The sequence below is a fragment of the Virgibacillus sp. W0181 genome, from assembly GCF_051846915.1.
Taxonomy (GTDB): Bacteria; Bacillota; Bacilli; order Bacillales; family Amphibacillaceae; genus JBPYCR01.
In genome coordinates this window covers 1-13,545 of sequence record NZ_JBPYCR010000022.1, presented here as the reverse complement: position 1 = coordinate 13,545, position 13,545 = coordinate 1, and the positions used below count along the sequence as shown (strand labels likewise).

Annotated in this window: 12 protein-coding genes and 1 other RNA gene; 3 read left to right on the top strand and 10 right to left on the bottom strand. The window is 38.4% G+C overall.

Annotated elements, in window-relative coordinates; all coding sequences use genetic code 11:
• Positions 1–210 precede the first annotated feature (210 nt).
• The 4 genes from ACLIBG_RS10505 to ACLIBG_RS10490 all read right to left on the bottom strand — a co-directional run bounded on the left by ACLIBG_RS10505 (position 211) and on the right by ACLIBG_RS10490 (position 4,118).
• Positions 211–1,650, bottom strand: coding sequence for an aldehyde dehydrogenase family protein (locus ACLIBG_RS10505; protein WP_439312714.1), 1,440 nt, complete (start codon positions 1,648–1,650; stop codon positions 211–213).
• A gap of 55 nt (positions 1,651–1,705) precedes the next feature.
• Positions 1,706–2,962, bottom strand: a complete 1,257-nt coding sequence (locus ACLIBG_RS10500; RefSeq protein ID WP_439312713.1) for a M20 metallopeptidase family protein — start codon at positions 2,960–2,962, stop codon at positions 1,706–1,708.
• A gap of 654 nt (positions 2,963–3,616) precedes the next feature.
• Entirely contained in the window at positions 3,617–3,787 is a 171-nt protein-coding gene (locus ACLIBG_RS10495) for a hypothetical protein (protein ID WP_186278675.1), read from the bottom strand.
• A gap of 88 nt (positions 3,788–3,875) precedes the next feature.
• Positions 3,876–4,118, bottom strand: a complete 243-nt coding sequence (locus ACLIBG_RS10490; RefSeq protein ID WP_439312743.1) for a tyrosine-type recombinase/integrase — start codon at positions 4,116–4,118, stop codon at positions 3,876–3,878.
• Between ACLIBG_RS10490 and ACLIBG_RS10485 the strand changes: the two genes are divergently transcribed.
• Positions 4,048–4,224, top strand: coding sequence for a hypothetical protein (locus tag ACLIBG_RS10485; RefSeq protein ID WP_439312745.1), 177 nt, complete (start codon positions 4,048–4,050; stop codon positions 4,222–4,224). The two genes, ACLIBG_RS10490 and ACLIBG_RS10485, sit on opposite strands and share 71 nt — an antisense overlap.
• A 419-nt stretch (positions 4,225–4,643) precedes the next feature.
• Here ACLIBG_RS10485 and ssrA read toward each other — a convergent pair.
• Both ssrA and smpB read right to left on the bottom strand, forming a co-directional pair.
• Positions 4,644–4,980, bottom strand: a transfer-messenger RNA (tmRNA) gene (gene ssrA / locus ACLIBG_RS10480).
• A 179-nt stretch (positions 4,981–5,159) separates the two neighbouring features.
• Positions 5,160–5,624 carry an SsrA-binding protein SmpB gene (smpB, locus tag ACLIBG_RS10475; protein ID WP_439312712.1) on the bottom strand — a complete coding sequence of 155 codons (465 nt, stop codon included), beginning with the start codon at positions 5,622–5,624 and terminating at the stop codon, positions 5,160–5,162.
• A 264-nt stretch (positions 5,625–5,888) separates the two neighbouring features.
• Between smpB and ACLIBG_RS10470 the strand changes: the two genes are divergently transcribed.
• Positions 5,889–6,215 (top strand): cupin domain-containing protein, encoded by a 327-nt coding sequence (locus ACLIBG_RS10470; protein WP_439312711.1) that lies wholly within the window; start codon positions 5,889–5,891, stop codon positions 6,213–6,215.
• A 209-nt stretch (positions 6,216–6,424) separates the two neighbouring features.
• Here ACLIBG_RS10470 and rnr read toward each other — a convergent pair whose 3' ends face one another.
• The 3 genes from rnr to secG all read right to left on the bottom strand — a co-directional run bounded on the left by rnr (position 6,425) and on the right by secG (position 10,038).
• Positions 6,425–8,551, bottom strand: coding sequence for a ribonuclease R (gene rnr, locus ACLIBG_RS10465; RefSeq protein WP_439312710.1), 2,127 nt, complete (start codon positions 8,549–8,551; stop codon positions 6,425–6,427).
• Between the two features lie 247 nt (positions 8,552–8,798).
• A complete protein-coding gene (locus ACLIBG_RS10460; RefSeq protein ID WP_439312709.1) occupies positions 8,799–9,545 on the bottom strand; it encodes an alpha/beta hydrolase in 747 nt (248 codons plus the stop codon).
• A gap of 262 nt (positions 9,546–9,807) precedes the next feature.
• On the bottom strand, positions 9,808–10,038 hold the full coding sequence (gene secG / locus ACLIBG_RS10455; protein WP_439312708.1) for a preprotein translocase subunit SecG: 231 nt from the start codon (positions 10,036–10,038) through the stop codon (positions 9,808–9,810).
• Positions 10,039–10,354: 316 nt separating this feature from the next.
• Between secG and ACLIBG_RS10450 the strand changes: the two genes are divergently transcribed.
• Complete coding sequence (locus ACLIBG_RS10450; RefSeq protein WP_439312707.1) at positions 10,355–12,070, top strand: IS1634 family transposase; 1,716 nt, start codon at positions 10,355–10,357, stop codon at positions 12,068–12,070.
• A 162-nt stretch (positions 12,071–12,232) separates the two neighbouring features.
• On the opposite strand, the gene ACLIBG_RS10445 is transcribed toward ACLIBG_RS10450, so the two are convergent.
• The gene (locus ACLIBG_RS10445; protein ID WP_439312706.1) at positions 12,233–13,060 is read right to left on the bottom strand and encodes a YitT family protein; all 828 of its coding nucleotides are present in this window, start codon (positions 13,058–13,060) and stop codon (positions 12,233–12,235) included.
• Between the last annotated feature and the right edge of the window lie 485 nt (positions 13,061–13,545).

Here is a 13,545-nt window from a genome sequence, read left to right as displayed (position 1 = left end):
TTTTAATACCTCCGTTAAATCATACTTAAATGATGTGTTTTAAGTTTAAAAGACCACATCAATAGGTCATCTCTGATTCGTCGTCAGGTTCTTAGGAATATTCCGCTTTATAACAGTCAAAAACAGAACAATCCTTTAGCTAAACTTTGAAGAAACATTCAACTTCTTCCCGCTAAACAGATGAGCGTCACTGTTATCTCCATTACCCATTTATTTTTCCAGATTAAAACAAACCACTTTTTTCTCGGACATAGATTCGACCGCATACTTAATTCCTTCGCGTCCAATACCGGAACCTTTACGACCACCAAAAGGCATAGAGTCGATACGATAATCGCTACTGTCGTTAATCATTACTCCGCCGACGACTAATTTATCAATGGCTTCGTGCGCTTTGTCAATATCTTGTGTAAACACTCCGGCCTGAAGACCGTAATTCACCGCATTAGCTCTTTCAATCGCCTCTTTAAAATTAGCAACAGGAAACAAGGAGACAACCGGGCCAAATGCCTCTTCGTGCACAATTTTACAATCTATCGGTACATTCGTTAATACTGTCGGGGCGTAGTATGCGCCATCGCGTTCTCCACCGCAATGTATTTCTGCCCCGCCTTCTTTCGCTTCTTCTACCCATGATTCAATGCGTTTCGCCGCATCCTCACTTATCAGTGGACCTAAATCAGTGTCTTCAGACATTTTCTCGCCCATCTTCAATTTTTTCGTTTGTTCAACGAATTTTTTGGTATAGTTTTCAAAAATATCCTCATGAACATAAATACGTTGAACCCCATTGCAGTTTTGTCCGGCAGCGGCAAATGCTCCGTCAACACTGCTTGCTACAGCGTTTTCTATTTTTGCGTCTTTTGCAACAATAACAGGGGAATTGGAACCTAATTCCATTTGTAATTTCGTAATTCCGCCTTGATCGGCTATTTGTTCCCCCGTTTCCAGACCGCCAGTAAATACAATCATTCCTATATCCGGGGAATTAACGAGAGGCTCACCTAACTCGTTTCCGCTTCCCGTAACAACGGATAGCATACTTGGAGGAAGCCCTGCTTCCAGAAGAACTTCTGCCAGATGAAGCGCACTGTACGGGGTTTTTGATGTCGGTTTAACAATAATATAGTTGCTAGCAGCTAAGGCAGGCCCTATTTTATGGGCGACAAGATTGAGCGGGTCGTTAAAAGCAGTAATAGCACCAATGATACCAACTGGGTAATACTTGTAGTACCCTTCTCTATTCTCACTTCCCGGTACTTGGTCAAAAGAAATCGTTTCTCCATTGATTCGCCTTGCCTCTTCTGCACTCATTTGTAAAATGCGTACAGTACGTCCTACTTCAGCACGAGCTTCTGTTATTGTTTTGCTCCCTTCCAACGCTATTATGTTTGCAAATGATTCACTTCTATCGTTTACCAAGTCAGCCGCTTTTTGTAAAATGTCTATCCGTCGATGAACAGGCAACATACCATTTTTTTCTTTGGCTTCTTTCGCCTTTTGAATGGCTTTTTCCATATCTTCACCTGTACTATTCGGTATTGTACCGATGACTTGATTTGTTTCCGGGTTAAATACTTCAATTTTTTCAGATTTACTTGTCCATTCTCCACCGATTAACATCTTTTCAATTAACTTTTCCATCGTCATTCCTTTATCACCTCTTCTGTATCTATTCGTAATCTTTTACAGAAACTGTTGCCTATTAATTCTGTTTCTTTTGCTTTGTTTTATTTTGTTGTTTTTTCTTAGTTTTTAAAGTGTAAGTGCCGTCCAGATACCTTAAAGCTGTTTCAGCTAAAATGGAAACGCCATAAGGGAGACAAGCTTCATCAATGTCAAAATCTGATGTATGCAAGTCCCGTTCTTTATCCCCTTCTATTTTACAGCCAAGGAAAAACATTGCTCCCGGCATTTCCTGTGTCACATAACTAAAATCTTCACTTCCCAATCCATACGGCCCTTCATAAATAGAAAAATCCGGATAAATATCTTGAATGGTTTGTTTTAACCAATCAATGACATCAGGATTATTTTGTAAAGCAGGCTCGTCATGCGTTATTTCTACGTTCGATTGCCCGCCTAAAGAATCTGCTACCGAAAATGCCTGTTTCACTTTATCCGTTAAAAAATGTTGAATCTGAGGATCGTAACTGCGTATCGTTCCTTCGATTTCTGCTTTTTCCGGAATGACGTTTGTAGAAGAGCCGCTGTGAATCTTACCGACCGTTACTACACCAGCTTTTAGCGGAGAAACCCGTCTTGCGATAATACCATAAAGTGCTTGCATGACAGGTCCGGTCATCCAAATCGGATCCCAACTCTGTTGCGGGTAAGCTCCATGACCACTACTGCCTGTGATAGTTCCTTTAAACATATCGTTATTCGCCATACTGTATCCAGCATTTACTTGTGCTTCTCCCGCTTCCAGCCAAGGACACATATGAAGTGCGAAAGCCGCATCAGCTTCGTCTAACACTCCTTCACTTACCACATATTTCGACCCCGTATTCCCTTGATTATCAGGGTTTTCCTCAGCAGGTTGAAAAAGCAGCTTCACAGTTCCTTTTATATCATTTTGCTGAAATTTTTCTCCCAGCACATTTGCTACGCCTAACAAAATAGCAGTGTGCGCATCATGTCCGCAAGCGTGGATGACCCCCCTGTTCTGAGAGGAATAATCTTTCTTACTTTGTTCTGTGATTGGTAATGCATCCATATCAGCCCGTACTGCAATAGTCGGTCCTTCTCCTGAAGTTAGTGTACCCAAAACACCAGTTGCTCCTGCAATTCCAGTTTCTACCTTCATTCCTTCAATGTTATTCAATTGCTCTTCTACAAACGAAGAAGTATTATGTTCTTTAAAACTTAATTCAGGGTGTTTATGAAACCTTCTTCTCCAACTGACTAAATCATCTTTCAGTTCTTCCGCTTGTTTTGTAATTTTTTTACGTTGATCCAATTAATTCACCTCTTCTATCCTATTACCAAGGTTTCATACTGGGTAGCCAAGAAGTATAAACTTCCCATTTCTACTTCATTTTTTTTATCTTAATTTTCAATAAGTCAGCTATAATATGCATTAGATGTTTTCCTGTACCATACAAATATCGTTTATTTACTCACTGATGGCTGTTCCCATATAGGGGTAGACTCAAACGTTAAGCGCCATTAAAACAAATGACGATCGTTTAATTATCATGGATGGGACAACTATGAACGAGCTAAAGCCATGGAAGTAGCAACAAAAAAGAAAACGTGCTGCATAGATTTTTAAAAATGGAAAGTACAGTAACGATATGTTAAGACAAAAAATACCCTTTTTTAATTAAATTCTTGATGTTTAACTATAAACACAAAAAACCACCAACATTTAAAGTTGATGGAGATGGCGGGGGTTGAACTTCTTTTTCTGAGAATGCTGTTACAGCAGTGTTTTAAAGAGGTTTCAACCGTCATTATAAATTTTGACTTCGGTTTTGACTACGTTTGATAACGTTGTGGTGATTTAACCACTTAGCCGCCAACTCATTTCCAACAATAATAACAGGGCGTTGTTTGATTTGATGCGCCTTTAAAACTAACATCTGCCAACCAAACCTCGCCCTGCTTCAGGTTATTGCTCATTATATATGTCATCCTCCTCATTATCCCACCAGGAGTAGTTTTCCCCTAACAAAATTACATCGGGAGTCATATATTTTTCCTTTATTTTATCAAGTACCTTTTGTCTTTCTTGTTCACTCAACATATCAATTTCTTTTATAATTTTTTCAGGAATAGACATACGTCACACCTCCATTATGCTGTATCCTTATTATACATTATTATCTTAGTAACATAAATGCTCATACATTTTTAACTTAAGTAGCTTATCAAAAATATTTGTTATAAAAGTCATACCTTAATTTACTACTAAGATGGGCATAAATTCTTGTCATTTCACTCTTTTCATGACCAAGCAGGCTTTGGATCACTTCCAAAGGCGCACCATCATCAACCATGTGTGTAGCATAACTATGCCGTAATTGGTGTGGATGAATTGCCTTGTTAATTCCGGCACGATTTGAAATGCGCTTAACAACGATAAAAGAAGTGCAAGATCGAGTAGGCCACACAAATATTAAAACAACGATGGACATTTACACGCACCTTACTGAACAAGCAAAAGAGGAAGCAGTACTGAAATTTGAAAATTACCTTAATCCTAAAGGTGATTCCTGAAATAAATGACTATGGTTGTTTGATACCTAGTGTAAACAAATAAAATTACAAAAAGAAAAAACCCTCATATATCAAGGGTTTTGACACTTTTGAAAATCGTATACAATTCATATATGGAGACGGTGGGACATGCTCTTCCATGCTTTCGTCATGGCACTGACTATATCTTGAACCACTTACTTAGGTTCTTCGGCGTCTTATACGAAATGTATATTTACCTGATAACAGGCAGGATTTCGTATCCTAGTACTACCAACAAACGGGCAGCCTATAAGTCGATACACGGCTGTTGGATCACTCCACATACCGCTCGGCATTGCCGTATTGCTTACAGGTCGTTTCTTACTGAAAAGCAACTTAGGTTTCACCGATAAAGCCGAATTTTCACTTTTGTGTTGCCACAAAAGGCGACTATTTACTAATCGAACCCACGTCCAAGGATATCGACACTTAGATATCTACGCGTGTAGTTGACATATTATATTTCGCTAACCTCTAGGCCTGCCAACGGGCTACAAGGCAGCTAGTCTGATTGGTTTCAACGCTCTATCCTCAGACGGTGGATGAACGTTTATCCCGCTTCAGTGAGACTCTTTATCTGTTACACGGGAGATAACAGGAAGAGTCCTTTAGCACTGCTTATGCAGCAGCTAAAGAGTAATTGTTTTCTTTGCCAGTTATTATAGGCGTTTAACGTTTTACGAGACGTAACCTCGACGCGCAATCAAAGCTCAACCTATCCCTGTCGAATCCGTAACGTCCCCTTAAATAGAGAAACGCTCGGTAAATTGAGTATTATCATGCAGAATCGTTCATCTGACTGCAAATACTATTATAGCATATTGAAGGAAATATTCAACCGCTGGAAATAATTACAAAACTTATCGCTTAACGCTCTATGTGCAATCAATCCTACGACAGCTGTTGAGTAGAGGCTATCTATTTACTTCCTTCATTGCCCGGTCAATATCACGCTTCAATTGCTTTTGTTTTAAATCTTCCCGTTTATCATATTTCTTTTTCCCTTTTCCAAGACCGACTAAGACTTTTGCAAAGCCATTTTTAATATAAATTTTTAACGGAATAAGCGCGTATCCTTGCTGCTGAGTTACGCCAATAAGTTTATCAATTTGCTTTCGGTGTAACAGTAGTTTTCTCGAGCGGGTTGGATCGTGGTTAAACCGATTTCCTTGTTCATATGGTGAAATGTGCATGTTAACAAGCATCGCTTCCCCATTTATAATGCGAACATGCGAATCTTTTAAGTTGACCCTGCCTGCACGAATGGACTTTATTTCAGTCCCTTTTAAGACAAGACCTGCTTCGTACGTGTCCTCAATGAAATAATCATGGGATGCTTTTCTGTTTTGTGCAAGTGGTTTGTCAAATCCTTTTGCCATCGTAAACTTCCTCCTACTACTTCGTGAACCTTATCTTATCAAAAACGAACAATTATGCCAATTATGGTGTCTAGTATAACTGAACCAAATTTTATACCATCCATTTTTCCTAAGACATTTTCCGATAATATATTCTATAACATACTCCATATAAAGGTTTCCGTCCATTTCCCTTTTCAGACTTATTCAATTATTTCCAATAAGGGGGTGTTGTGTCCTATAATAAAGAAGAGGCGTTAACATCATATAAGGAGTGAATATAATATGTCACAAAATCTATCAAAAGTACATATTAGTAAAGGCAATGAACAATTTACACCTGATAAAGATTCCACTGGTGCGCTATCACGGTGGTTGGAAACAGACAATCAACGGTTACGCGTCGTTATCTATCCAACAGGATATGAAGCAGATCATACGTGTTATGATGGACATGCCTTTTATGTAGCTGAAGGAGCTATTAAAATTAAATTGGGTGAAGAAATTTCAGAATGGAATGAAGGAGACGCATTCATTATTCCTGATGACGTACCCCATGTAGTTGTTAACCCTTTTAATAAAGATGCGAAAGTAATTGTAGCTGATCATTAATGAATTGAACGTCGCACCATTGACTTATTAGGACTTATCCATCTGAGTTTATTTAGTATAATAATCAGTGGAAACGCAACACTTAATCACATCTGTAGTAGTTTTTTTGACAAGAGAAGGACTCTCCCCATCATGTATTTGACTTGCGAAAAAACATGGTGGATGAGTACCTTCTCTTTTTAATTCGGAAAATGTTAAATTGTTATCTATTATACAAGCTCAAAATCAACTACACGTTCATCCAAGTTCACACTAATTACTCTTACTTCAACCTCTTCCCCAATTCGATAAACATTACCGGTTCTTTCCCCAATCATTGCGTAGCTTCGTTCATCGAAATGATAATAATCATCCGTCATATAGCTCACGTGGACAAGGCCTTCCACTGTGTTTTCTAATTCAACGAACAACCCGAAATTAGTAACAGAGCTGATCGCACCGGTATATTCTTCCCCGATTTTGTCCTGCATGAACTCTGCCTTTTTCAAATCATCAACTTCTCTTTCTGCATCAACAGCCGTACGTTCCCTGTCCGATGTATGTCTCGCAATTTCAGGAAGCTTGTCTTTCCATTTACTGATCGTTTTATGATCCATTTTATTTTCCAATAAATACGTACGAATTAATCGATGGACAATTAAATCCGGATACCGGCGGATTGGAGATGTGAAGTGCGTATAAAATTCCGTCGACAATCCAAAATGACCGATACTTTGCGGATCGTATTTCGCTTGCTTCATCGAGCGTAGCATAAGCTTTGAAACAATCATTTCTTCCGGCTTGTCCTTCATGTTTTCTAATACCTTTTGAAGTTCCAGCGGATGAATTTCTTCGACACGTCCCTTAATACGATAACCAAGCCCACCGAGGAAGTTAAAAAAGTGCTCTAGTTTGCCCTGGTCCGGCTCTTCATGAATTCGGTGAATAAATGGAACATCCATCCAATGAAAGTGCTCTGCAACGGTTTCGTTTGCAGCCAACATAAACTCTTCAATGAGCTTTTCTCCAACAGACCGCTCACGGATAACAATATCTTCTACTTTATTGTTTTCACCAGCAATGACTTGAGCTTCTTTAAAGTCAAAATCGATTGCTCCTCGATTAAATCGTTTTTTGCGTAAAATGGCAGCCAGTTCTTCCATCTGTTCAAACATCGGTACAAGGTTTTCATATTTAGCCCGTGTTTGTTCATCCTTATCAACTAAAATTTTATTAACATCAGTGTAAGTCATTCTTTCTGTTGTTCGTATAACACTTTCAAAAATCGAATGACCAACAATTTCGCCTGAAGCATTAATTTCCATTTCACAACCAAGCGTTAAGCGATCGACTTGCGGATTTAATGAACATATACCATTGGAAAGACGGTGTGGAATCATTGGGATTACCCGGTCCACTAAATAAACACTTGTCCCTCTTTCAAATGCTTCTTTATCCATCGGTGAATCTGCTTGCATATAATAGCTCACATCAGCAATATAAACACCTAATTTATAATTGCCGTTATCGAGCTGTTTTACAGTCACCGCGTCATCAAGGTCTTTTGCATCTGCCCCGTCAATAGTAACAATAACTTCCTCGCGCAAATCACGACGACCTTTTAGCTCTTCATCCTTAATAGTTTCCGGTACTTTCGCTGCTTGGTCCATTACTTCTTCCGGAAAATCTAGCTTTATGCCGTGTTTATAAATAATGGATACAATATCAATTCCGGGGTCATTCTTATGACCAAGGATATGGATAACTTCACCTTCTGCACTTTTTCTGCCTTCCGGATACTTCGTGATATGTACAATTACTTTATGGCCACTAATTGCGCCGCCTGTACTATTTTTCGGTATAAATACATCATTTGGAATTCGCTTATCATCTGGAATAACAAATCCGAAAGAACGATTATCTTCAAACGTTCCCACTACTTGAAGAACGGCACGCTCTAATATGCGAATAACTGTCCCCTCTGGACGACTATCATTGCCCGCTCTTCTTTCAAGTCGAACAAGCACTTTATCGTTATTCATTGCTCCATTCAAATCCGTCGGGTTAATATACACATCAGACTGCTCTTCATCATCCGGAAGTAAGAAAGCAAAACCTTTTTTATGCATTTGAATTTTACCACGAATTAAATTCATTTTTTCCGGAAGTCCAAATCTGTTTTTACGCGTACGAACAAGCTCACCCGTATCTTCAAGTTCATTTAATGATACTACTAACTCTTTAAAATCAACCGATGATTCAATTTCAAGTACTTCTTCCAATTCTGCAATGGATAAAGGGCGTGTTCCATTTTCCTTAAAAAACTGTTTTACATTTTCTTTCATCTGCTCACTCATCCTATTCACCTCTTTCAGACATTTTTCGGTACTTCGGAATATCGCGTGAAAAGTTAAAAATGATGCACAATTATAGCGATTGGAATATGCGAGACTCCAGCGGGAAGTATGAGATCGGTGAGACCCCGCAGTGCGTAGCACGAGGAGGCTCACCACTCGCCCGCTGAAAGCGAGTATATTCCAAGAGTGGGAATGTAAGAACTATATTTCTTCCACACTTTTTCCGAGTACCCCATTTTTCTATATACTACTTTACCCAATCGAGTGATTCCAAAAACTGCAATATATCTTCATGGAGTTGTTCTTTTTCTTGATCAAGTGTAATAACATGCCCGGATTCTTCATACCACTTGATCAATTTATGATCGGCTTCAACGTGATCATAAATATACGCCGCACTTTCCGGATTAATAATTTGGTCTTTACGCGCCTGTACAACCATCGTTGGTGTATAAATCAAATCAACCTGACTGTTTACATCATTAATAAATTGCCCGAGTTCTGAAAACATATTTGTAGAATTTTGAAGAAGCTCATTTACCTCATGTTCAATCGTCTTTTCGTCCTTTTGTTCCAGCTGTTTATACTGTTTAGCATAACCAGTAAATGCTTTCGTTAATTCCGTTTTGTTGTCAAAAAACATCGGAGTGCACATTGGAATAACTGCTTTTACTTGTTTATTAGCCGCGAGTTTTAATCCAAGTGCTCCCCCCATTGATAACCCTGCAATGGCAATTTCTTCATAACCTAATTTCAGTAAGTGTTCATAAGCCTCGCTTACATCCTCCCACCAATCAGCTGGTGTTGCCTCAATAATATGCTCCGGTGTTTTACCATGGCCGCGGTAAATTGGGGCATGTGATGTATAACCGTTACTCTCCAAAAATCTCCCAAGCATTCGCACATCTGCGGAATGTCCGGTAAAACCATGCAGTAACAGAACAGCTCGAGGGCCTGCCTCAAACGTAAAAGGTTCCGGTTGTTTTATTTTCATGCTGATCCACTCCTAACGACTACTATGTATACTTTGCCCATATTACATACCTTCTTAAACGTTAATAAGAAAAGCGCAAGCGCCCTGGTCAGCCTCAGGCATAGCTTAAGCAAGAAATCGTAGTGGCGGACTATGCCACGAAGAGTTATTGCTTAAGACCTCGAGGGGCTGGGCGCTTAAGCTAGACAGCAATACATAAAATTTTATATTTTTGACCATGTGAAAAGACCCTTACCACGTTTTGTGATAAGGGACCATGTAATTATATAATATATGCACTTGTAAAGGCCAATACAAAAAACAAGGTTGCCGTAACCACCGTGCCTCGATGAAGCACTAAATCCAGTCCTCTCGCTTTTTGTTTACCAAATAGTTGCTCTGCACCGCCGGAAATTGCTCCTGATAATCCTTCACTTTTACCTGATTGCAATAATATAAAAACGATCATAATAAGTGCATCAATAATCAATAACGTATTAATTATACCGCTCATGTAAACCGCCACCTCCTGTAACACCCAAATCCTCTATTCTATACTTTAGCATAGTTTTATTTTACATAGCAAGTTTTATTTGGCGTAGATTTTAGCTTTCAGTTAATTTGTTTGCTACACCGAATACAATATTACAAGATTATCTAAATCCGCCACCAAACGCACGGGAGTTTGACAGTTTAAAACTTTTAAAATGGACATAAGCCTTGATATGGCTTAATTTTTTTGTCAATTTTTCCATTTTATTCTTTCGTAATATTTCGTAACATGATATAATATAATATAAGTAATTAAAGGTGTTGCGAGGAGCGATTCGATGCGTATTAAAGTAAGCCGTTCTAAAAACTCTATATCCTATTTTGTGATTAAGGATATTTATCGGGACAATAAAAGAACATCCAAAGTGGTTGAATCCTTGGGAAATCACGAGGACATTTTAAAAAGACATCCCGGTACGGATCCCTACACTTGGGCTAAAGAATATGCCAAAAAGTTAACCCTTGAAGAAAAAGAAAATAACCACAAAATCATTGCGAAATACAATCCTAGCAAGCAAATAGGACTAGATAAACAAACGCTCTTCAATACGGGGTATCTTTTTTTACAATCGATTTATCACGAACTAAAACTGGATAAAATTTGTCAGGAAGTTTCAAAAAAATATGGATTTAACTATGATTTAAATGAGATTCTTTCGCGTCTTCTCTATTTGCGCATTCTGCATCCCACTTCTAAAAAAGGGACATTTGAACACGCAAAGGACTTATTGGAACCTGCACATTTTCAGTCGCATCAGATATACCGAGCACTCAGCGTCATCGCCGAACAATCCGATTTTATTGAGGAGAAAGTTTATAAAAATAGCTTGAATGTGATGGAGCGAAACACACAAGTTCTTTATTATGACTGTACAAACTTCTTCTTTGAGGTTGAAGAGGAGGATGATTTTAGGGAATATGGCGTTTCCAAAGAAAATCGCCCGAATCCAATCGTTCAAATGGGGTTATTTATGGATGGTTCCGGTCTTCCACTAGCTTTCAGCATGACACCCGGAAGCTCCAATGAACAACCAACATTAAAACCCTTGGAGAAACGCATTTTGAAAGACTTTAATCTTTCGAAGTTTGTCGTATGCACGGACGCCGGTCTTTCCTCGAACAAGAATCGGTTATACAATACGTATGGTGAACGCGCATTTGTCACCACACAATCGATCAAAAAGCTAAAAAAATTCCTGAAGGAATGGGCTCTAGATCCCAAAGGTTGGCGATTACCCGGGAGTAATCAAAAAGTTAATTTGGATGATATTCGCCATCTCGAAAATGATACAAGGACGTATTACAAAGAGCGACGGATAAAGGAAAATGACTTGGAACAAAAATTAATTGTCACCTATTCACCTGGTTACCAGCGGTACCAATCGTCCATTCGGGAAAAACAGATTGAACGGGCGATTAAAAAAATAGACCAACCGAGCTCACTGAATAAACCGAACCAAAATGATCCAAAAAGATTTATTAAATCCACTCATGTGACGGAAAATGGGGAGATTGCGGACAAAACCCAGGCGGTTTTGAATCAAGAACAAATTGATAAAGAATCCATGTATGATGGATTTTATGCAGTATGTACCAATCTGGACTCACCAATTGAAGAAATAATTAAAATTAACCAAGGAAGATGGGAAATTGAGGAAACGTTCCGGATATTAAAAAGTGAATTTCAAGCACGGCCTGTATATTTACAAAGAGAAACTAGAATTAAAGCACACTTTTTAACATGCTTTTTATCCTTATTGATGTACCGCATTTTGGAGAAAAAATTGGATGAACGTTTTACCTGCCCTGATTTAGTCAGCACATTGAGGAACATGACCATGCGCGAATTGGATGGAGAAGGATACATACCAACTTTTACTCGAACAAAAATCACGGATGCATTGCATGATGCATTTGGCTTTAGGACTGATTTTGAGATCGTTACCCAAAAAAATATGAAAAAAATTTTTAAGCAAACCAAAAAAGGAAAATAGTACGCAGTTTTAGCCATTTAAAAAACCGCCATAAACACTGTACAATCAGCATTTATGGCGGTTTCAGGTGTCAAAGATGAGATTTTACATAGCAAGTTTTATTTGGCGTAGATTTTAGCTTTCAGTTAATTTGTTTGCTACACCGAATACAATATTACAAGATTATCTAAATCCGCCACCAAACGCACTCTTAATATCATGAATGGCAACAAAAGCATTTTCGTCTACTTTTTCCACAAGACGTTGCAATCGCACCATTTCTTGTCTATCCACCACAGCATACAATACTTTTTTATCAAGCTTTGTATACCCACCTTCTGCAGGAAAGACAGTTACTCCTCGTTTAAAATATTTATTAATACTTGCCAGTACTTCATCGGCATCTTCCGAAATAATCGTAACCGCCTTTCGGACGTTCAAGCCGTCAACCAAATAATCTATTACTTTTGAAGTGACATAAACGGAAATAAGCGTGAGCAGTGTCTTTTCCAGTCCGATAACAAATGAACCACCAGCGATAACGAGTACATCCATGAGCAATACCCCTTGGGACATGCTCCAACCAAATTTTTTCTTTAAAATAAGTGCAATGATCGTTGTACCACCCGACGTCGAACCAGTTCGAAATATAACCCCTAGGCCGATTCCTATTAAAAGCCCGGCATACAATGGTGCAAGTAGCGAGTCAGTTGATAACGGAGCTCCCCAACCTTCAGTCAGCCATATGAAAAAAGAGGATAAAATAATAACACTAATTGTATAAACCATTTCCGATCGCTGAAGCAATTTAAAACCGATCGCAACTAGTATCGCATTTAATATAAAGTTAATGATACCGGGAGACCAGCCGAACAAATAGTAAAGTATAATCGTTATACCGATCATACCACCCTCTGCCAATCCATTCGGAATAGCAAAATAGTTAATTCCGATGGCAAAAATAAAAGAACCAATTGTAATTAGAATCATTTTTTTAAATACATTTTCCATAAGCAAACCCCTATATCCAAATCTGTATTCATTATTTTGAACAATAATTTATACTTTATGACCTAACGACCAAGTATAACCATCATCTACTATATCACGTTTTACTCATTTGCATCATTATTTTTCACGATCATTTAGAAAAGCGCAAGCACCTTGCTCACCCCCGACAAGCTTAAGCAAGAAATCACAGTGGTGGTTTTTGCCACAGGGAATTCTTGCTTAAGACCTCGAGGGGGTAGGCGCTAGAGCTAGACACCTACGCGCAAAAATTATACTCCCTCTATATACTAACTTGTTCGCCTGTTTTCTTTGTTTTTCTTAGAATTTCATTTTATTTATGATTTATCAATAACATTTTAAATGGTATAGGAACGAAATTTAATGTAGAAGGGTGCACTTAATAAGCCATCCTTCTCTTTTTGAAAAAAATGGATATTAGTTGTTATAATCGCACCTTTCATTCCCACAATACTCATGGCGACAAA

What these genes read in the sequence shown, in the direction of transcription:
- rnr (WP_439312710.1), bottom strand. Translation starts at nt 8,551, where the DNA reads ATGAGTGAGCAGATGAAAGAAAATGTAAAACAGTTTTTTAAGGAAAAT.
- ACLIBG_RS10470 (WP_439312711.1), top strand. Translation starts at nt 5,889, where the DNA reads ATGTCACAAAATCTATCAAAAGTACATATTAGTAAAGGCAATGAACAA.
- ACLIBG_RS10460 (WP_439312709.1), bottom strand. Translation starts at nt 9,545, where the DNA reads ATGAAAATAAAACAACCGGAACCTTTTACGTTTGAGGCAGGCCCTCGA.
- smpB (WP_439312712.1), bottom strand. Translation starts at nt 5,624, where the DNA reads ATGGCAAAAGGATTTGACAAACCACTTGCACAAAACAGAAAAGCATCC.
- ACLIBG_RS10505 (WP_439312714.1), bottom strand. Translation starts at nt 1,650, where the DNA reads ATGACGATGGAAAAGTTAATTGAAAAGATGTTAATCGGTGGAGAATGG.
- ACLIBG_RS10495 (WP_186278675.1), bottom strand. Translation starts at nt 3,787, where the DNA reads ATGTCTATTCCTGAAAAAATTATAAAAGAAATTGATATGTTGAGTGAA.
- secG (WP_439312708.1), bottom strand. Translation starts at nt 10,038, where the DNA reads ATGAGCGGTATAATTAATACGTTATTGATTATTGATGCACTTATTATG.
- ACLIBG_RS10445 (WP_439312706.1), bottom strand. Translation starts at nt 13,060, where the DNA reads ATGGAAAATGTATTTAAAAAAATGATTCTAATTACAATTGGTTCTTTT.
- ACLIBG_RS10450 (WP_439312707.1), top strand. Translation starts at nt 10,355, where the DNA reads ATGCGTATTAAAGTAAGCCGTTCTAAAAACTCTATATCCTATTTTGTG.